Source organism: Serratia sp. NGAS9 (assembly GCF_009905295.1).
Taxonomy (GTDB): domain Bacteria; phylum Pseudomonadota; class Gammaproteobacteria; order Enterobacterales; family Enterobacteriaceae; genus Serratia; species Serratia bockelmannii.
In genome coordinates, this window is sequence record NZ_CP047605.1 from 2,992,384 (window position 1) to 3,011,400 (window position 19,017).

17 protein-coding genes are annotated in these 19,017 nt (G+C 59.2%); 4 read left to right on the forward strand and 13 right to left on the reverse strand.

Annotated features, from left to right (window positions below; translation table 11 throughout):
- Positions 1-9 precede the first annotated feature (9 nt).
- Positions 10-660 (forward strand): two-component system response regulator NarL, encoded by a 651-nt coding sequence (narL, locus tag GUC32_RS14350; RefSeq protein ID WP_025303216.1) that lies wholly within the window; start codon positions 10-12, stop codon positions 658-660.
- On the opposite strand, the gene GUC32_RS14355 is transcribed toward narL, so the two are convergent.
- Complete coding sequence (locus GUC32_RS14355; RefSeq protein WP_154618032.1) at positions 657-2,168, reverse strand: YchO/YchP family invasin; 1,512 nt, start codon at positions 2,166-2,168, stop codon at positions 657-659. The two genes, narL and GUC32_RS14355, sit on opposite strands and share 4 nt — an antisense overlap.
- Before the next feature lie 430 nt (positions 2,169-2,598).
- Between GUC32_RS14355 and GUC32_RS14360 the strand changes: the two genes are divergently transcribed.
- Positions 2,599-3,267: an A24 family peptidase gene (locus GUC32_RS14360; RefSeq protein ID WP_060433327.1), complete on the forward strand. Its 669-nt coding sequence runs from the start codon at positions 2,599-2,601 to the stop codon at positions 3,265-3,267.
- Here GUC32_RS14360 and GUC32_RS14365 read toward each other — a convergent pair.
- The 10 genes from GUC32_RS14365 to chaB all read right to left on the reverse strand — a co-directional run bounded on the left by GUC32_RS14365 (position 3,264) and on the right by chaB (position 14,407).
- Complete coding sequence (locus GUC32_RS14365) at positions 3,264-4,874, reverse strand: hypothetical protein (protein WP_369435293.1); 1,611 nt, start codon at positions 4,872-4,874, stop codon at positions 3,264-3,266. The two genes, GUC32_RS14360 and GUC32_RS14365, sit on opposite strands and share 4 nt — an antisense overlap.
- A 231-nt stretch (positions 4,875-5,105) precedes the next feature.
- Positions 5,106-6,680, reverse strand: a complete 1,575-nt coding sequence (locus GUC32_RS14370) for an ABC transporter substrate-binding protein (RefSeq protein WP_025303220.1) — start codon at positions 6,678-6,680, stop codon at positions 5,106-5,108.
- Positions 6,681-6,812: 132 nt separating this feature from the next.
- Entirely contained in the window at positions 6,813-7,484 is a 672-nt protein-coding gene (locus GUC32_RS14375; RefSeq protein ID WP_043138574.1) for an ABC transporter ATP-binding protein, read from the reverse strand.
- Positions 7,481-8,323, reverse strand: a complete 843-nt coding sequence (locus GUC32_RS14380; RefSeq protein ID WP_025303222.1) for an ABC transporter ATP-binding protein — start codon at positions 8,321-8,323, stop codon at positions 7,481-7,483. Before GUC32_RS14380 ends, GUC32_RS14375 begins: the two co-directional genes overlap by 4 nt.
- Positions 8,313-9,182, reverse strand: a complete 870-nt coding sequence (locus GUC32_RS14385) for an ABC transporter permease (RefSeq protein ID WP_016927339.1) — start codon at positions 9,180-9,182, stop codon at positions 8,313-8,315. The genes GUC32_RS14380 and GUC32_RS14385 overlap by 11 nt, the downstream gene beginning before the upstream one ends.
- Positions 9,179-10,234, reverse strand: a complete 1,056-nt coding sequence (locus tag GUC32_RS14390) for an ABC transporter permease (protein ID WP_025303223.1) — start codon at positions 10,232-10,234, stop codon at positions 9,179-9,181. Before GUC32_RS14390 ends, GUC32_RS14385 begins: the two co-directional genes overlap by 4 nt.
- A complete protein-coding gene (locus GUC32_RS14395; protein WP_261456439.1) occupies positions 10,234-11,802 on the reverse strand; it encodes an ABC transporter substrate-binding protein in 1,569 nt (522 codons plus the stop codon). Before GUC32_RS14395 ends, GUC32_RS14390 begins: the two co-directional genes overlap by 1 nt.
- 175 nt (positions 11,803-11,977) lie before the next feature.
- Positions 11,978-12,931 carry an HTH-type transcriptional regulator Cbl gene (cbl, locus tag GUC32_RS14400; RefSeq protein ID WP_025303225.1) on the reverse strand — a complete coding sequence of 318 codons (954 nt, stop codon included), beginning with the start codon at positions 12,929-12,931 and terminating at the stop codon, positions 11,978-11,980.
- Between the two features lie 301 nt (positions 12,932-13,232).
- Positions 13,233-13,928, reverse strand: coding sequence for a gamma-glutamylcyclotransferase (locus tag GUC32_RS14405; RefSeq protein WP_025303226.1), 696 nt, complete (start codon positions 13,926-13,928; stop codon positions 13,233-13,235).
- Positions 13,929-14,179: 251 nt separating this feature from the next.
- Positions 14,180-14,407: a putative cation transport regulator ChaB gene (gene chaB, locus GUC32_RS14410; RefSeq protein ID WP_025303227.1), complete on the reverse strand. Its 228-nt coding sequence runs from the start codon at positions 14,405-14,407 to the stop codon at positions 14,180-14,182.
- A 130-nt stretch (positions 14,408-14,537) separates the two neighbouring features.
- Here chaB and GUC32_RS14415 point away from each other — a divergent pair, with 130 nt between their 5' ends.
- Entirely contained in the window at positions 14,538-15,356 is an 819-nt protein-coding gene (locus GUC32_RS14415; protein ID WP_025303228.1) for a siderophore-interacting protein, read from the forward strand.
- Between the two features lie 294 nt (positions 15,357-15,650).
- Positions 15,651-16,754: a sodium-potassium/proton antiporter ChaA gene (gene chaA / locus GUC32_RS14420; RefSeq protein WP_025303229.1), complete on the forward strand. Its 1,104-nt coding sequence runs from the start codon at positions 15,651-15,653 to the stop codon at positions 16,752-16,754.
- A gap of 36 nt (positions 16,755-16,790) precedes the next feature.
- Here chaA and lpxO read toward each other — a convergent pair whose 3' ends face one another.
- Positions 16,791-17,693 carry a lipid A hydroxylase LpxO gene (lpxO, locus tag GUC32_RS14425; protein ID WP_025303230.1) on the reverse strand — a complete coding sequence of 301 codons (903 nt, stop codon included), beginning with the start codon at positions 17,691-17,693 and terminating at the stop codon, positions 16,791-16,793.
- 235 nt (positions 17,694-17,928) lie between these two features.
- Positions 17,929-18,717 carry a phosphate starvation-inducible protein PhoH gene (gene phoH, locus GUC32_RS14430; protein WP_015378226.1) on the reverse strand — a complete coding sequence of 263 codons (789 nt, stop codon included), beginning with the start codon at positions 18,715-18,717 and terminating at the stop codon, positions 17,929-17,931.
- Positions 18,718-19,017 lie beyond the last annotated feature (300 nt).

Below are 19,017 nucleotides of genomic sequence, written 5' to 3' on the forward strand. Positions count from 1 at the left end.
GGAGACACCATGACGACAGAAACCGCCGCCACCATCTTACTGATCGACGACCACCCGATGCTGCGCAACGGCGTAAAACAGCTGATTGGCATGGACGCTCGTCTGCAGGTCATTGCCGAAGCCAGCAACGGTGAACAAGGGGTCACGCTGGCGGAGCAGCACGATCCGGATCTGATCCTGCTCGACCTGAACATGCCCGGCATCAACGGGCTGGAAACGCTGGATCGTCTGCGCCAAACCGACCTGTCAGGGCGCATCGTGGTGTTCAGCGTGTCCAACCATGAAGATGACGTCGTCAGCGCGCTCAAACGCGGCGCCGACGGCTATCTGTTGAAAGACATGGAGCCGGAGGATCTGCTGAAGGCGCTGCATCAGGCGGCAGCCGGGCAGATGGTACTGAGCGAAGCGCTGACGCCGATCCTCGCCGCCAGCCTGCGGGAAAACCGCCCCAGCGCCGATCGTGATATTCAGCAACTAACGCCGCGGGAACGAGATATCCTGAAGCTGATCGCCCAAGGGCTGCCAAACAAGCTGATCGCCCGTCGCCTGACCATCACTGAAAGCACCGTCAAGGTACACGTCAAACACCTGCTGAAAAAGATGAAGCTAAAATCCCGCGTCGAGGCCGCCGTATGGGTGCTGCAGGGCAAAAACGGTTAATCGCCGCCGTACAGCGGCCCGGTTTGCGCCGGGATCAGCGGTGGCGTCAGGGTTTTGATCGGCGGCAGGCCCGCGTCATCGCCGGCGGTTGCCGTCAGCGGCGGCGCCACTTTCAGCTCTATCCAGTTGGACGTCACGCGCTGCTGTTTATCATCCTCCAGCGTGACCGATAGCCGGTAGCTGTTGGCGGCGTCCGGCGCGTCGTCCCACGGCGGCACGATCGCTGTCCAGCCCTGCGGATCGTTGGCGTTGTGCGGCGGCGTCAGGCTCAGCGCCTGCGTATCCCCCTGCCAACTGACGTGAGTGATGCCGTTCAGCGCCTTGATTTCCAGCACCAGCGGCACGGTTTCCCCCGCTTGCAGGCTCCACGGCGGCGTAGCCAGGAACACCTGCAGCGACTTGCGCTGACGGAACTCCAGCACCGGCACGTTCTTGCGTTCGATAGGATCGTAGCGGCTGCCGCGCAGCGACTTGGCCTGCGCCACATACTCCGGCGAAATCTGCTTCACCAGCGGTACCCCGAGCCGATAGCTCAGCGCCAGTTCGACCTGATCCTGGCTCTGCCCGCCCGCGCCAATCTTATGCAGTGCCTTCATCGTCACCAGCGGCACCGGAGTGTAATTGAGCCCCAGCTGCATCGCGCGCGGATCGTTTTGTTTTTTGCCGCTGCCGAACAGATCGACATTATCGCCCAGATACTGCTCATAACTGAGCGAACCGCCGATCTGGCGATAAAACGGCAGATAACCTTGCGTCGTGATGTCGTAACCGCGCGCCGGACGGCTGAAAAATACCCCATCGCCGGGCTGTTGCGACAACGCCGACAGCGGGTAGTAATAGTTGGTGGAGAAACGCAGATAATCCCCCCAGGCTTCCGCACCGACGCTGCCTCTATTGCGCTGCCGAGCAAAATCGCTGTCGAGCGCCGTGTTGTACCCCAGCAGCCAGTCGCCGGCGATCCAGCGTTGCCCCAGCGCGAAATTGCCAAGCGCCCCGGCGCTTTGCTGCAGCCAGCCGATCTGGCTGTAGGTCAACAATCCGTCGACGTCGTACAGCGGGCTGAATAACTGCCCGTTGCTGCCGGTAAAGTCCCCCTCGCCGCTCATCTTCAGCGATAGCCTGGCGGTACCCAACGGCGACAACAGCTCCTGCGCCTGTTGCTGCAGCGCACCGGTCGCCTGGCCCAGCAAATAATCTTCGGCGCGGCTGCGCATCTGTTGACGTGAAACGTTGTTCAACTCTTTTTCGCCGAGTTGCTTGGCCATCTCGGCCCACTGCTTCTCGCGCGCGGCATCGTCGGGCGCACCGCCCAACTCCGGCAAATTCGCGGCCGGGTCCGCGGCGGCCTGTTCAGAAGAGATGACGCTGTCCGGCGCCGGCGGGGATTCGGCGCACGCGGCCGCTGCGCCGGCCAGCCACACCAGTGGCCCGGCCAGCCACGCCGTCTGGCGTCGGCGCCAGAATCGTTTTTTGGTCTTGATAAGTATTGCCTGAATCACGTCTTTCATGACACCGTTGGCCTCCCTCCCTCCTGGAGCATGCCAACCCACTGCTTTGCTGCCGCCTTTCCCACGGCAGATCTGAAAAACATTACGTCCCGGCCTGGCGGGGACGCCTCTCTCTTAAAGCCTAACGGCTTGACGAGCAGAAACAATAGGATAAACCCCAATCGCGCTTCAGTGACAGCGTCACTTGCACCATTTACCGATCCATTCCCGCCGCCAAATGAATTCACCGCATTTTAGCGTCGATTTTGCCGATAAAAAGCACAGCACACCACTGCTGAGCGCCACCGCGCAAGGCATTGTATCACTCTGCAATACGTAAAGTGGTGATGTGTACGACTGCGCATTCCTCACAATCCACCGCATTTCACCCCGATGAAATATGCATTTTGCCGTTATTTTAAACATCTGTTTCACGACTGGCGGAGCCTTGATGTTTATTTCCTCACTGTGGCACGCGCTGTTTTTCACCGCGCTGCTGTCGGCGGGTCTGGTCGCCTTCGCGCTCATCACCCGCTTGGAGCGAACGGCGGCCGTGCGCGCCAGCCCGCCGAGATTGCGCCGCCGCAGCCTGCTGCTAACGGCCCTGGGTTTGGCGTTGACGGCGTTGCCCTTCGACCTGCCGGCAGCACACCGGCTGTGGTTACCGCCGGCCGCGGCACTGCTGATCGCCCTGGCCTGGCTAGACGGACGTCACCGGTGGCTGCCGGACCGGCTAACCCAGCCGCTGCTGTGGGGCGGGCTGCTGTGCAATCTTGACGCTCGCTGGGCAACGCTTGACGACGCGGTTCTCGGCGCCGTGGCCGGTTACGGGGCATTGTGGCTGCTCAACGCGCTTTATCGACAGGTGCGGCGGCGCAACGGCATTGGCCAGGGCGATTTCAAACTGCTGGCGGCACTGGGCGCCTGGCTCGGTTGGACGATGTTGCCGCTGCTGGTCTGCCTGGCGGCAATGTTCGGATTAGGCATGGCATTGGCGCGCGGCCGACGCAACCGTCGCGCCTGGCGAACGCCGCAACCTTTCGGCATCGCCTTGGTGGCCGCCGGCTGGCTGCTGCTCTTGATGGACGCCGGCCAGAACGCGCCGGCGTTGTTCGGTTAGTTCTTCAGGGTCTCGATCAGCCTATTGAGCAATCCGGCCACTTCTGCCGTGCTGGCCGTTGTCGGATTGGCCAGTGGTTGGATCACCGCAAATCTGGTCGTGGATAACACCTCATCGCTGCGGATTTCCAATGCGTCGGAGGGCGGCGTGCTCAACGAAACGCCGTCCGGCCGCCAGTAGCTGCCGCGCGTAGTCTGCACCTGATAACTGCCAAAGCCGAAATCTTTCTCGACGCGGTAATATATTTCGCAGCTCAACGGCCCGGAGCGCCGCAACATAAAGGCGCCTTTCGCACTATAGCTGCCTTTATTGACGACAAAAGCGGTCGCCTGCGAAGACAGATCGAACGTGATGTATAAATCGCACGCCAGCACCTTGGTGCTTACGCCCTGTTGAAGAGTAATGCGCGTTGTAGGCTGCCGATCCGGCGCGGTCAGGGTGCCTAAAAAAGTCCACGATGGCTGTTTCGAGATATTGCGCGGCAAATGATTGCTGGTGGCGGAAGGGGCAATTCCCCGCTCGCCCAGGCTGTACATCGCTTCAACCCCGCTTAAAAACGACGTCACATCGACGGTGCTTTTGCCGGCCACCGGGACGCCGCCGTTGTATACGTTACTGAAGGTTACCTCGGTATTGTTGCTGCAGGCAGCGATCGCCACCGGGAAAGGCGTCTTAGAACCGCTGTAAAGAGTCAACTGACCGATATCCCAACGAGATTCGTTGATGAATCGGCACAACACGCCCCCGCTCTCCACATTCTGCGCGTCCTGGATATTGATATTGCCTATCGTGCCTTGAGCAAAGTTGGTGGACAGCACGCTGACATTGGCGGCGCGCCGCGTGTTGCGGTTCTCGCAACCCAACGAATTGATCGTGCCGTTAAAATCTTTGAAAGAGTAGATATCGCCGATGCAGTCATCCGCAGCCAACGAGCCGATAGTAGAGTAAAACCCTGAAATTCTGAACGCCGTACCCTTGGCGCGAGCGGCGTAGAGGCCGTCTATAAAATTGGTGGTGCCAGACTTGTCCATCCACAGCACCCCATCGCCCAGGCGATTGGCGTTTGCCTCCATCTGCACGTTCACCAGCCAGTTGATGAACATGTCGCCCGAGACAAACAGCGAATAACCGCCGACCTTGGTGTAAATGTCGCGAATATCAAACTTCGTCATATTGCGGTCGCTGAACCACACGCCGTGGGTGTCGTCTACGCCGGTATCATCCCGCAACGTCAAGCCGTGCAGCGTCAGATTGGCGAAGCCTTTCACCACGATCACCGCTTTCTTCGTTTCGCCCTGTTCGTTGGTGTAACTGCTGTCTGCCGTCTTGACAATTTTGGTCGCCCGCCCCAATCCGACCACCCGTAAACCGATGCCGCCGTAGATGTCCGTTGTCGTCTGAATGAGTACGTGTCCGGCGACCGTATACACCCGCTTCCCCAGGGACAACGTACCGCCGGCTTGCAGCGCCGCCGCCGCCGCTTTGTTGATCGCCGGCCCCCAGTTGCTTCCGTCGCTGTCCTGATAAAACTGTTCCGGCGTAACCACCTCACCGGTGGCAAGCAAGGTTGCTGCGCGCGCTGCTGAAGCCTTTTCGTTATTGTCCATAATCTCTCCTGACGTGATGTGTCCGCATCATTGCGGACGACCGCGGTGAAAGGCGTAAACAACGCCGCCTTTCGAAGCCAATCTATCACCGTCATATGAGCACGTTATGAAATTTCATTTTATTTCACCCTGACACAACATTTCACGATTCGTGGTGGCAACAGCAAGCGATTTCACGCGCTGTCGGCCTATGGCGCGACAGAAAGCTCGGCCAGGCGCACGGCGTTGCCGTCACTTACTGACCCGATCCAGATACAACATGCTGTTGGCGATATCCAGCCGGGCACCTTCGACATTGTCCCGCAATGCCACCAGCGTTTGCCCCTGCAGCGCCACCACATAGGGCGAACTGGCCTGTAATTCCCGTTGCAACGTGACGTAGCGTGCGCTGCGCGCGGCGCTATTCCCTTCCGCAGCCGCGGCACGCGTTTCCGCGCTGATGGCGGGAATGCCCCACTGGGTGCGCCAGGCCAAGGTTTTCGGCCCGCCTGACACGTTGTAAGCAAAGGCACTGGCGTTGGTGTTCGGATCCAGGTAGTCGGCGCCCCAGTAGGTGAAGATCGCCTGAAAATCGCGGCCGCGCATCTTGCCCCACAGATCGCTTTCCACCACCGGATGGATATCCAACCGCAGTCCGGCCTGCGCAAAACTGGCCTGCAGCGCCTGCGCGATGTCGGTATACGGCGGTTGGTTGATGACGATAAGATCGATGCGCGTACCTTCAGCGATGCCGGCATCGCGCAGGATCTGTTTGGCTTTGTCTACGTCGAGCTTAAATGGCCGATCGTCGAGCGCGCCGTCCAATCCCTGCGGCAAGAAGGCCTGATGCACGCGATATTGCCCTTTCAGCAGCTGCTCGGCGATGCTCTGATAATCCACCAGCCAGCGCGCGGCCTGCCACAACGCCGGATTGCCCAGCGCCGGATTGTCTTTGCTGCCGGTGTTGAAACCGAGGTAATAGATCCGGGGCGCATCGGCCTGTTCGATGCGCACGCCCGGCGCGTTGCGCAGCGAGTCGAACTGGTCGGCGCCCAGATCGTAGGCCACGTCGGCATCCCCCTTCAGCAACAGCAAACGGCGGGTGCCGGCGTCGCTGACGTTCTTGAATAGCACCGTTTTCAACCTTGCCGGCGACGGCGCGTAATCGTTGCGGCCAAACAGCAGCGCCTCATGCGGCACATAGTTATTTACCCGATACGGGCCGCCGCCGGCGGAATGGCTGCGCAGCCAGGCGTTACCGTAGTCCCCCTGCTGCGCGTGCTCGTTCAGCAGCTTCTCATCCACGATCGAAGCCACGTTCGCCGTCAGCAGCCGCAGCGCCAGCTCGCTGCCGATGTTGGCGGGCCAAGTGAGTTGCACCTGGTTATCCCCCACCTTCTTCAGCTGCTGCTCAACGTTATCCGGCGTCCAGCCAAACTCACCGAGAATAAACGACGGCGCCTTGTTCAGCTTTACCGCACGCACCAGCGAGAAAATCACGTCTTCAGGCCGCAGCGGATTGCCGGAAGCAAAACGTTGCTGCGGTTTCAGGGTAAAGGTCAGGCTGTGGCCATCGGCGCCCGCCTGCCAACTGCCTGCGGCGTCCGGCGCCAGCTTTTGCGGCGCGGCGCGATCCGGCGCCACCAGGCGCTGATAGAGGTTGACCAGATTGGCCGAGCTGACGGTTTCAAAGCTCTCCGCCGGATCGAGGCTGATAATGCCCTCCAGCGAACTGACCACCACCAAGGTATCCTGCGGGGTGGCGGCCTGCGCACCGAAAGCGGCCGCCAGCGCGCCATACAACAAGGTTGGGATTAACCGTTTCATAGATACACTCTCCACAATCACGCGGTTGCGCTGTTTGACGAGTGTAGAGGGTAAGAATTAACAGAAGAACGACGATAAATTGCTTTATTTATGACCAAGATGGATATGCCCGCCACGTTGGCGGGCATAGGGTCAAACGATGATGCGGCCGTGCGCCATTGCCACCGAACGATCGCACATGTGGTCAATCACGTCCGCATCGTGGCTGACCAGCACCATAGTCAGATCGCCCGCCTGTTTCAGCTCGTTAAGCAGGTTAAGGATTTCCGCCTGCACCGACATGTCCAGCGCCGAGGTCGGCTCATCCAGCAGCAACAGCTTCGGCCGCAGCAACAATGCGCGCACGATCGCCACGCGCTGCCGCTGCCCGCCCGACAGCTGATGCGGATAGCGATCCAGCAGGCGCGGATCCAACCCCACCTGGCGAAAGCCCGCGCCGATTTTGCGTTCGATGTCGCTTTCCTGCAGCAGTTTTAGCGGTTCCGACAGCGTACGCAACAGCCGGTGTTTAGGGTGTAGCGAAGCATAGGGATCTTGAAACACCATCTGCACCTCGCGCCGCAGTTCGCCGGTAAATGCCTGCCCCGGTTGTAGCTGCCGCCCGAGCAGTTCAAAACCGCCGCGCCAGCTGTCGTTCAGCCCGGCCAGCACCCACAGCAACGAGGACTTGCCGCAGCCGGAAGGCCCCACCAGGCCGAAACACTCGCCCGGTTCGATGCGCAGGTTAACGTCGTGCACCACGGTGCGCTGTTCATAGCCCTGACGGTGACTGACGCTGAGGTTCTCCAGTGCAATTACGCTCATTTCAACGTCTCCAACAGCGCGCGGTCCAGTACCGGCAGCGGTTTGCCGCGCGTCTCGCGGCTCGGCCGACACGCCCACAGCGTGCGAGTATAAGGGTGCGTGGCCTGCGCCAGCTCTGCTGCCGGCAGTTGATCCAACAGCTCGCCTTTGTACATCACCAGCACCCGCTCGCAGTGGTGCGCCACCTGCTGCAAATCGTGGCTGATCAGGATCAGCCCCATGTTGCGTTGCGCCACCAGATTGTCTATCAGTTGCAGCACCTGATCGCGCATCTGGTGATCCAGCGCCGACGTGGGTTCATCGGCAATCAACAGCTGCGGATCGTTGATCAACGCAATGGCCAGCATCACCCGCTGCCCCATCCCGCCGGAGAGCTGATGCGGATAACGGCCACACAGCGCCGCCGGATCGGGCAACCCCACCGCCGCCAACATATCCAGCACTTTTTCACGCCGCTCGGCGCGGCTTAGCTTGGCATGCAGCACCAGCGGTTCCTCCACCTGACGGCCGATCGGCTGATTGGGATTCAGCGCATGTTTGGGATCTTGCATCACCATCGCCACCCGGTCGCCGCGCAGGCGGCTCCACTGGCGTTCGCTCAGGCGCGTCAAGTCTTCATCGCCCAACGTCAGGCGCTGCGCCTGCAGCTGCAACGGCGGCGGCAATAGCCCCATCAGCGCACGCGCGGTCAACGATTTGCCGGAGCCGGACTCACCGACCAGCGCCAGTCGCTCCCGCCCCATGCTGAACGAAATATTCTTCACCAGCGCCACCGGCTGCGGCCCCGGCACGCCGATCGCCAAACGTTCAACGGTCAATAAGGTGTTATCAGTGCCCATGACGAGGATCCATTTTGTCGCGCAGGCCATCGCCCAGCAGGTTAAACGCCAGGCTGGCGAACAGGATCGCCCCGCCCGGTGCGGCGGCGACCCACCATTGGTCGAAAATCACTTTACTGCCTTCCGCCACCATCGATCCCCATTCGGCGGTCGGCGGCGCGACGCCCATGCCGAGGAACCCCAGACCGGCGGCGGACAAGATGATGCCGCCCAGACTCAACGCCGCGCGCACCACCGCGCTCGGCAGGCATAAAGGCAAAATGTGGCCGACCATCAGCCGCAGCCCGTTGATGCCCTGCATACGCGCTGCCGCCAGGTAGTCGCTGCGGCGCAGCGCCAGGGTTTCGGCCCGCGCTTGGCGGGCAAAGGCCGGCCAGCTGGTCAATGCCAACGCCAGCGCGCCGTTCATCAGCCCCGGCCCCATGACCGCCACGAACGCCAGCGCGATCACCAGGCTCGGCAACGACAGGAAAATGTCGGTCAGACGCATCAAAATACGCTCTACCCAGCCGCCGAGATAACCGGCGCAAATGCCGACCAGCAGACCAATGGGAATGGTCAACACCAGAATCAACGACACCAGGATCAACGTCGGCCGTGCGCCGTAAATCACGCGGGAGAGCAAGTCGCGGCCGAAGCCGTCGGTGCCCAGCCAATGTGCGGCGGAAGGCGGCAGTAACCGCAGCTCGATATGCTGCAGATTGGGATCGAAAGGCGCCAGCCACGGAGCCAGCAGCGCGGTGACGATCAGGATCGCCACCAGCGCCGCGCCCAGCGTCAGCGTGGTCAGGCGCCGACCGCGGCGGTAACCGACGGCCGGCTCGCTTTGCGGTTCGTGTTCAGAGAGATATTGGCTCATCGGGTTCGCGGATCCACTAAATAGGTCAAGGCGTCAGCCAGCGCATTCAACAGCACGAAACAGGTGCCGATCAGCAGCGTGGCGCCGAGGATCGCCGGCGTGTCGGCGGCAAACAGCGCCGAGGTCAGGTAACGCCCGACGCCGGGCCAGGCGAACACCGTTTCGGTCAATACCGCGCCCTCGAGCAGGCTGGCGTAGGAGAGAGACAGTACGGTGATCAGCGTGCCCAGCACGTTGGGGAACACATGGCGCAGCAGAATGCGCAGGCGGCCGGCGCCCTTGGAGCGCGCCAGCGTCACGTATTCCTTGTTGCATTCTTCCAGCATCGCCGCGCGCAGCAGCCGGGTGATACCCGCCATCGACAGCAGCGCCAGCGCCACCACCGGCAGCCACAGGTGGCTGATGGCGTTGTAGAACATTTCGCGATCGCCGGACAGCCAGCTGTCAATCAACACGAAACCCGTACGCGGCTCCATGCTGTACAAGTAAATGTCATCCAGCCGCCCCGGCCCCGCCGACCAGTGCAGCGTGGCGTAGAACAGCAGTAGCCCGAGCAGGCTCAACCAGAAAATCGGCACCGAATAACCGATCAGCGACAGCAAGCGCGCCGCGTTATCCAGCCAACTGCCCGGTTTGAGCACCGCCAGAAACGCCAGCGTAATGCCGCCGAGAGCGCCGAGGATAATGGCGCAGGTGGCCAGTTCCACCGTCGCCGGGAAGGTACGCAGCAGATCGCTCAACACCGGCTGGGCGGTGATGCGCGAAATACCCAGATCGCCATGCGCCAGGTGCACCAGATAGCGCCAAAATTGCACCGGCAGAGGCTGATCCAGCCCCAGCTCGTGCCGCACCTGCGCATAGGTGGCTTCGCTGGCGTGATCGCCCGCCACCTGCAGCGCCGGATCGATCGGCGCCAGGTGCGACAGCATGAAGGTGAACAGCAGCAGACCGAGCAGCGTTAACGCCAGCGACAGCGCGCCGCCGAGCAGCCGCCCGCCCCAGCGCCAATACCGCCGGGCCGCCCCGGCGCTGGCGGACAGGTCAGCAGCCATTACTTGCTGACCTTGCTGTAGAACACCATGTCAGGGTTGATGCCCTGCACATAGCCCTTAAGGTTGTCACGCACTGCGATCAGGCTGCGCGCCTGCAGGCCGATGACAAACGGCGAGCTTTGCTGCACCTCTTTCTGCAGTTGCTGGTAGTCGGCCACCCGTTTGGCGGTGTCGTTTTCTGCAGTGGCGGCCAGCGTCAACTTGCTCAGCGCCGGGATCTGCCAGTTGGCTCGCCAGGCCAGCGTCTTGCTGCCGTCCTCCGGGTTGTAGGCAAAGGCGGCCGCGTTGGTGTTAGGATCGAAGTAATCCGGTCCCCAGGAGGTCAGCGTCGCATCGTAGTTAAGCGTTTTCACCTTAGTGGAGACCTGCGAGCTGATGCCCGGCACCAGTTCGACCTTCACGCCGCCCTGAGCAAAACTGGCCTGCAACGCCTGAGCGATATCCAGATACGGCGGCTGGTTGTTGACGTCCAGACGGAAACTGACGTTGCTCAGCCCCGCTTTGGCCAGTATTTCTTTGGCTTTCTGTGGATTGAAGCTGTACGGCTGATCCTTGAGCGCGCCCAGATAACCGTCCGGCAGGAATGCCTGATGGCTCTGGAACTGCCCTTTCAGCAGATCGTCGGCGATGCCTTGGTAATCGAACAGCCAGCGCGCCGCCTCCCAAAACGCCGGGTTGCCGAGCACCGGCGACGCCTTGGCGTTGAACTGCAGGTAATAAAGCGAGGCGTAAGGAATGGCCAACGGTTTGACGCCCGGCTTGCCCTTCAGGGCCGCCATCTGGTCCGCCCCCAGGTTGCGGGCGATATCGGCATCGCCCTGCTCAATCAGCAAACGGCGCGCGGCCGGATCGGGCACGTTTTTGATCAGGATGGTTTTCAACGTCGGCGCCCCTTCCGGCGAGCCGGGGTTCGCGTCCAGCACCACCACTTCGTGCGGCACATAGGTGCGAATTTTGTAAGGGCCGCTGCCGGCGGAGTGGCTGTTCAACCATTGGTGCCCCAGATCGTCGCCCTGCTGGTGCGCCAGCGCCTCTTTGGCGTCGACAATCGAGGATACCGGCGCCGACAGCAGGCTGAGCACGAAGGCCGGGCTGACGTTTTCATCCCAGCTGATTTTTACCGTATGGTCATCCACCTTGGTCAGGTGTTGATCCACGTTCTTCGCGTTCCAGCCCAGCTGCGTCAGGATAAACGACGGCTCCAGATTCAATTTCACCACCCGTGAAAGCGAAAAGATCACGTCCTCCGGCCGCAGCGGGTTACCGCTGGCGAATTTAGCGTCCGTGCGCAGGCTGAAAGTTAGGCTGCGGTTATCGGCGCCGGCCTGCCAGCTGCTGGCCAGAGTCGGCTTGAGATCGATGGGGTTGTGCGGATCGGACTGGATCAAACGTTGATACAGGCTGTTGAACGACTGCACCGTGGTTAACTCAAATCCCTGGGCCGGGTCAAAGCTGACCACGTCATCGATAGACTGTGCGATCACCAACGTGTTGGCCGGCGTCGCCGCCTGTGCGTTAACGCTGGCCGCCACGGCCAAAAACAGCAAAGAAGGAACGAGCGCTTTCATCTGAAACTCTCCAAGCGGATGGAATTTATAATAATTTTGCGAGTGTATGCGAGCGCGATCGGCAGCTGAAGGTACTTAAATCACTATAGATATTCTTTTTATGTATATAGATGGGGTTTTGATTATTAGGCGGGCAATGCAGAATGCGCGGCAGGAATTGCCTGCCGCTTATCGGTTAAATCTGGTAATCAATCACCGCGTCCAGCTGCGACGAGAAGACCTTGTCTTTGATTTCGGTCAGCGACAGCGTCGGGTTGCACAGTTGGATAAAGCGCCAGGCATAGTTGCGCTGCAGCTGGCTGCGTTTCAGGCCCAGCCATACCGTATTGGGTTCAAACAAATGCTCGGCGTTGAGGCTGACCAACCCGCGATCGCGCTCTTTTTCATACGACATGTCCGCCAGCACGCCCACGCCCAATCCCAGTTCGACATAGGTTTTAATCACGTCGGAGTCTTGTGCGCTGAGCGCGATGTCCGGGGTCAGGCCCGCCGCTTTGAACGCCGCATCCAGCTTCGCGCGCCCGGTAATGCCCTGCCGGTAAGTGATCAGCGGCAAAGTGCTGAGCATCTCCAGCGTCACCTGCGGCTGACGCGTCAACTCGTGCCCTTCCGGCACCAGAATGGTGTGATGCCAGCGGTAATATGGGAACGACGCCAGCGATTCGTCGCTCATCAGCCGTTCGCTGGCAATGCCGATATCGGCTTCGCCGGCGGCCAACATCGAGACGATCTCTTCAGGGCTGCCCTGATTGAGCACCACCCGCACCCGCGGATAAAGCGCGCGAAACTCTTTGATCACCCCCGGCAGGCTATAGCGCGCCTGGGTGTGCGTCGTCGCAATATGCAGCTGGCCCGAGTCGTTGCTGCTGAAGACATCCGCCAGGCGACGGATGTTATTGGCGTCGTTGAGAATGCGCTCCGCCACCACCAGCAGCTCTTTGCCGGGCTCGGTCATGCCCAGCAGCCGTTTGCCCCGGCGAATGAATATTTCGATGCCCAACTCTTCTTCCAGCTCGCGAATATGCCGACTGACGCCGGACTGCGAGGTAAATAACGTATTGGCGACCTCGGTCAGGTTGTAGTTGCAGCGCGCCGATTCACGAATAATTTTTAATTGTTGAAAGTTCATCCCCGTCTCCCTGTTTCTTCCAGTAGCGTTAGCCATATTGATACGGAGTCCCGCGGGGCTGAACAAATAAGAAATAACCTTTACTTATGCAATTTAATACTAAGTCGATCATTCTGCTTCGCATAGGGGATGGGAAACTGACAAAAAACAGCGAATGACTTTAAAAATAAAGGGATAGATAACCACAATAAAAACATGCCTTCAATCACTGTGCAAATTAAAGTTATTAAATATAGGCATTAGATATAAAAAAAGGGCTCAGCATGCTGAGCCCCTCACCGTTCGCATTCCCGCAGCAGCCTCAGGCGGTGGCCTCACTGCCGATGCCGCCGGTGCGGTTCTGCTGCAGCCATTGCTGCACGCAGCGCACCAGATCGCCGATGCAATCATCCTGCATGCCGTGGTGCTTCAACTCGTTATCCAGCGCAAACAGATATTGCGCGTTGGTGCCCAGCGGGCCGCTGGCGCTGGCGATCAATGGCGCGATCACCTGGTAGCTGGTGTCTTCTTCAAACAGCGGATGCTGCGGGTTCATCACGAATACCAACGCAGTAACCTTCTCGCCGCCATCCAACTCCAGCTCGCACCAGGTCGGCACGTAGCAATCGGTCACCATTTCGCGCTTCCAAAGCAGCTCCAACTCTTCACGCAGTTTGCTTTCCGGCAAGCGAAAGGCCAGGCCCGTAGTGTGGCCGCCGGCCTTCAACGCCAGCATGCGCCCCGGCTGATGCAGCGTGCCGCGCCCGGCGGTCAAGCGCATACAGAACGCCCGGTGCCAACCCTGCAGCTTGGCCGGCCGCACTTCTTCCGATTCGAAAACCGGGTTCCACATCAGCGAACCGTAACCGAATATCCATACGGGGCTGTGACCCGGCCGGCGCGATAAGGTGCAATCCAACGAGGCTGCACGCTGTTCAGGCGTCAGCAACAACGACTCCTCAATAGCGCCGAATGCAGTTTTGCAATCCGCTTTTTGCAGAAAATCTCGCGTTAACACTGATATTACCTCCCGGGAATACGATTTCTCGCCTTCCCTCGCCACTGCTGAACCTTTGATGTTTTATTTTCGGCTGCGGATTTTTATTAATTCAATCACCGCGCCTTATAAGAATGACCTTATTCTTTTCCTGACGTGCAATCAAGTTACAAAGCGGCGTTAAAGTGAAAAAGTATTTGTACTGAGCAGCAATAATATTAATTGCCGGGCTCCACATAATGTCTGCGCGATTTTTGCTGCGTGATAATTCGTTACTTTTTATGCCAACGTTCGTCATCGCCCTTACGATAGCTTTGCTTGACCGCCGCCCAAGCCACCTTATGCGCCGTCTCTTCACGGCTGTCGTCACCGCGCCGGTCATCGGGATCGCGGTATTGTTGCCAGGCGCTGTTGAACGCTTCTTTATAGATCGCCTGCGCATGTTCCGGCAGCACATGCTTCACATTGTCCGGCAAGTCGTTCGTGCTGTGGTAGGGCATATGGCCTCCCCTTTCAGGATGAGTGAACCTTAAGCCTAGCCCACATGCGGTTTCGTCTCAATTAGCAAACAATTCTCATTATCAAACGACATGTTATACTCACCGCCAAACGAACTATAAGGAGATCCCCGTGACTACCGAAGCCCCTCGCTCACGCGCCCCCTACCTGATCGCCGTCAGCCGCGTACAGGACATTACGCCGCACCTGCGCCGCATTACCTTTACCGCCCCCGATCTGCGTTACTACCCGGCCAATGCCGCCGCTGCACACATCAAAGTCTTTTTGCCGCTCGCCGGCCAGACGCAGCCGGACCTGCCGACGCTGACCGAAAACGGCCCGCGTTGGGCCGCAGATGCCGTACGCCCGATCGTGCGCACCTATTCCATCCGCGCCGTGCGCCCGGAACTGGCGGAAGTGGACATCGAGTTCGCCATTCATGACCATCAGGGCCCGGCGGTCGACTTTGCGCGCCAGGCGAAAGCCGGCGATAAAATCGGCATCAGCAACCCAGGCGGCCCCAAACCGATGCTGCCGGCCGCCGATTTCTACTCCCTGGCGGGCGATCCCTCCTCACTGCCTGCGCTGGCCGCGCTGTTGGAAAACCTGCCGCCGCACAGCGCCGGACGCGCTTTCGTCCGCGTCGACAGCAACGCTGACGTCATTGACCTGAAAAAGCCTGCCGGCGTTGAGGTGAATTGGGTTGTCGGCGGCACAGAGAAAACCGACGAATTGGTCGCTCGGTTCCGCGCGCAATCCGTGCCGCAGAGCGATACCCACTTCTGGCTCGCCGGTGAAGATCGCCTGGTGGTAGAGCTGCGCCGCTACCTACGCCGTGAACGTCAATGCGATCGTAATCGTCTTTATGCTGTGCCTTACTGGCGTGAGGGGCTAAATGAAGAGGGTTACCACAATAAACGGCATGAAATCATGGATAATATTGACGACTGATCGTCTCATTTTCCTTGATTAACCGAGTACTAAACAAGTAAACGTGACTTTTCTCAAATCTAACGTTAAAACTTGGCGTTATTGCGTAAAAGTAAGTAAATAAAACCGCACCCCGTGCGGTTTTTTTGCTACCCTGATCACATAAAGCAAGCAATTGCTTTCTCAGATAAAAACAACATCACACCGGCGCCGTGGGTGTATCCTAATATAAAATACCTACTGGAAACGCAGAGTTGCCGTATCACGGCAACCGGCGCTGACGGGCTACGCTGTTTGAGAAGGAGTGCCACCCTCATGAAGTCGCAACACGATCCTGGCCGATCCACCAAATCTCGCCACACCGAATACTCTCTGATCTTCCCTATCGCCGCGTTGGTAGTGCTAAATCTATGGGGTAGCACCGATAACTTTCCGCTAATCGTCGGCATCAATATTCTCGCGCTGGTGGGGATCCTCAGCAGCGCCTTCAGCGTGGTGCGCCACGCCGACGTGCTGGCCCACCGATTGGGCGAACCCTACGGCTCGCTGATCCTCAGCCTGTCGGTGGTGATCCTCGAGGTCAGCCTGATTTCCGCGCTGATGGCCACCGGCGACGCCGCACCGGCGCTGATGCGCGACACGCTGTATTCCATCATTATGATCGTTTCCGCCGGCCTGGTCGGTTTCGCGCTGCTCCTCGGCGGGCGCAAGTTCGCCACCCAGTACGTCAACCTCGGCGGCATCAAACAGTATCTGATGGCGATTTTCCCGTTGGCGGTGATCGTGCTGGTGTTCCCGAGCGCGCTGCCTGGCGGCAACTTCAGCACCGGGCAAGCGCTGCTGGTGGCGTTGATATCCGCCGCCATGTATGGCGTGTTCCTGGTGATCCAGACCAAAACCCATCAGAGCCTGTTCGTGTACGAGCATGAAGACGACGATGGCGATCCGCATCACGGCAAGCCCTCTTCGCACAGCAGCGCCTGGCACGCCGCCTGGCTCATCGTGCACCTGATCGCAGTGATCGCCGTCACCAAGTTCAACGCCAATCCGCTGGAAGGCCTGCTGACCAAGATGAATGCACCGGCGCAGTTCACCGGTTTCCTGGTGGCGCTGTTGATCCTGTCGCCGGAAGGTCTGGGCGCGCTGCGCGCCGTGTTGAACAATCAGGTGCAACGCGCCATGAACCTGTTCTTCGGTTCGGTGCTGGCGACCATCTCCCTGACCGTGCCGGCGGTGACCATCATCGCCACCCTGACCGGGCAGACGCTGATCTTCGGCCTGCAAACGCCGCATATCGTGGTGATGCTGACGGTGCTGCTGCTGTGCCAGCTGTCGTTCTCGACCGGACGCACCAACGTGCTGAACGGCACCGCCCACCTGGCGCTGTTCGCCGCCTACATGATGACTATCTTCGCCTGATCAAAAAGGGGCGCACTCTGTGCGCCCCTGCCTTCGTTATACCGAGAAGAATATCGCCGCGGCGATCCCCCCGAACAAAATCCACTTGATGATGTAATAACCGGTGCGGTTCCAGGCCTTCAAGCGTTTCCCCACCCGGCGTATCGCATAGATGTATTTGAACATCTTGTTGACGCCGCCGGTACGATCGCCCTCTTCGTTCGGCGCGGTGGCGGCGCTCATCAGATTGCGCCCCAGCCAGTGGTTAACCGCCTGTGCCCAGCGGTAGCGCATCGGCCGTTCGATGTCGCAGAACAGGATCAGACGATTCTGCCCGCTCTGATTTTCCGCATAGTGCAGATAGGTTTCATCGAACATCACGCCTTCACCGTCGCGCCAGCTGTAGCGTTCGCCGTCCACCTCAATGAAGCAGCGGTCATCGTTGGGAGTAATCAGCCCCAGGTGATAACGCAGCGAACCGGCGTAAGGATCGCGGTGGCGCGGCAACCGGCTGCCGTCCGGCAGTTCGGCGAACATCGCCGCCTTGACCGAAGGCAGGCTGCGCAGCAGTTCCGTGGTCTGCGGGCACAGGGTCATGGCGGAAGGATGGCTGTCTTCATACCATTTAAGATAAAAGCGTTTCCAACCAGTCTTGAAGAATGAGTTGAAACCGGCGTCGTTGAATTGATCGGACGCCTTGATCTGCTGGATCTCCATCAGCTTCTGTCCTTCGTCGCGGATGGTTTCCCAGTTCTCCCGCAGTACCGCCAACTCAGGGAACTGCTCCGGCTTCAGGTACGGCGTAGTCGGCACACGGGAAAACAGATACATGAAAACGTTCAACGGTGCAGTAAAGGTGGAATGGTCAGACAGCTGTCGCCACACGTTGTAGCGCACCCGTCCGCGGTAATGCACATAGACGACGCATAAAATAAGCAAAATCAGAATGATGTATTTCATGTTTGAATCGCATCAAGGAACCCACACGCTATGCGCCGCGCGGCGCACACCCCAGATAATGTCCTTTTGGCGGCACAGGCAAATTGCGCGCCAATCTGGAACCCATTAATCATTAACGCTAACTCAACGAAAATCCATACAAAAAACCACAATAATTTACACAAAGGTTAAACGAAATGATAAATGAGGGGCGATAAAAAAGGCCGCCGAAGCGGCCTTTCCATTAGCGGATAGGTTAACTGTAAGCGTTGAGCGTGCGCTGGCACAAAGCGGAGCGTACGCAGTCCTGTTTTTCAAAGCGGATAACGCCGATCATCTCGTCCTCTTCGAAGCGTTCCAGGGCATCGCTGAGGCCGGATTTCACGCCGCGCGGCAGGTCGCACTGGGTCACGTCGCCGTTAACGATAACCGTCACGTTTTCCCCCAGGCGGGTCAGGAACATTTTCATCTGGCTGGCGGTCACGTTCTGGGCTTCATCCAGGATAACGACCGCATTTTCGAAGGTGCGTCCGCGCATGTAAGCAAACGGTGCAATCTCTACCTTGCCGATTTCCGGGCGCAGGCAGTACTGCATAAAGGAAGATCCTAAACGACGTACCAGAATGTCATACACCGGGCGGAAATAAGGGGCGAACTTCTCGGAGATATCCCCCGGCAAGAAACCGAGGTCTTCATCCGCCTGCAAAACAGGACGGGTAACGATAATCCGATCCACCTCTTTATGGATCAGCGCCTCCGCCGCCTTGGCGGCGCTGATAAATGTTTTGCCACAGCCCGCTTCGCCGGTGGCGAAGATCAGCTGCTTATTCTCTATGGCTGATAAGTAATGACCCTGAGCTTCGGTTCTAGCCTCGATGGGTGAGCTATCGCGCTTGTCTCGCGCCATGCCGATAGACTCGACTCCCCCCATTTGCACCAGCGAGGTCACAGACTCTTCTTCCAGCTGGCGATGACTACGAGCGTCACGACGAATAACGCGTTTCGCTTCACGACGTGCTTTGATCACTGCTTTCTGTCTACCCATAGTGGCACCTTACAGTTTGTTTCACCTACCGCAACGGCCAGGCCGTGCGATTATGTTTCACACACGTATTAGGTTTTGGCCTCCTCCGAGCCAATAAGAGCCAAGGGACAATGTGAATTGACGGCAACGCTTAAGCGCCGTTTTTTCACGGGACAACGCGGACTGCATCAATAAACGTGGAGTAAAAAGTGGTGAGATTCGGTAGCGATAAGAGTGCGGAGTTGCCGGTAAAAGAGAGTCGGAGAGAGAACCCTCGTTACAACGAGAAATCAGGGGAGATGTGTTATTTTTTCTTTCCAG

Bases quoted from the DNA above. Each gene is read 5' to 3' on its own strand.
- GUC32_RS14375 (WP_043138574.1), bottom strand. From the start codon at position 7,484: ATGAGCGTAATTGCACTGGAGAACCTCAGCGTCAGTCACCGTCAGGGC.
- GUC32_RS14385 (WP_016927339.1), bottom strand. From the start codon at position 9,182: ATGAGCCAATATCTCTCTGAACACGAACCGCAAAGCGAGCCGGCCGTC.
- GUC32_RS14390 (WP_025303223.1), bottom strand. From the start codon at position 10,234: ATGGCTGCTGACCTGTCCGCCAGCGCCGGGGCGGCCCGGCGGTATTGG.
- GUC32_RS14355 (WP_154618032.1), bottom strand. From the start codon at position 2,168: ATGAAAGACGTGATTCAGGCAATACTTATCAAGACCAAAAAACGATTC.
- GUC32_RS14365 (WP_369435293.1), bottom strand. From the start codon at position 4,874: ATGGACAATAACGAAAAGGCTTCAGCAGCGCGCGCAGCAACCTTGCTT.
- cbl (WP_025303225.1), bottom strand. From the start codon at position 12,931: ATGAACTTTCAACAATTAAAAATTATTCGTGAATCGGCGCGCTGCAAC.
- narL (WP_025303216.1), top strand. From the start codon at position 10: ATGACGACAGAAACCGCCGCCACCATCTTACTGATCGACGACCACCCG.
- GUC32_RS14395 (WP_261456439.1), bottom strand. From the start codon at position 11,802: ATGAAAGCGCTCGTTCCTTCTTTGCTGTTTTTGGCCGTGGCGGCCAGC.
- chaB (WP_025303227.1), bottom strand. From the start codon at position 14,407: ATGCCCTACCACAGCACGAACGACTTGCCGGACAATGTGAAGCATGTG.
- GUC32_RS14360 (WP_060433327.1), top strand. From the start codon at position 2,599: ATGTTTATTTCCTCACTGTGGCACGCGCTGTTTTTCACCGCGCTGCTG.
- phoH (WP_015378226.1), bottom strand. From the start codon at position 18,717: ATGGGTAGACAGAAAGCAGTGATCAAAGCACGTCGTGAAGCGAAACGC.
- lpxO (WP_025303230.1), bottom strand. From the start codon at position 17,693: ATGAAATACATCATTCTGATTTTGCTTATTTTATGCGTCGTCTATGTG.
- chaA (WP_025303229.1), top strand. From the start codon at position 15,651: ATGAAGTCGCAACACGATCCTGGCCGATCCACCAAATCTCGCCACACC.
- GUC32_RS14370 (WP_025303220.1), bottom strand. From the start codon at position 6,680: ATGAAACGGTTAATCCCAACCTTGTTGTATGGCGCGCTGGCGGCCGCT.
- GUC32_RS14380 (WP_025303222.1), bottom strand. From the start codon at position 8,323: ATGGGCACTGATAACACCTTATTGACCGTTGAACGTTTGGCGATCGGC.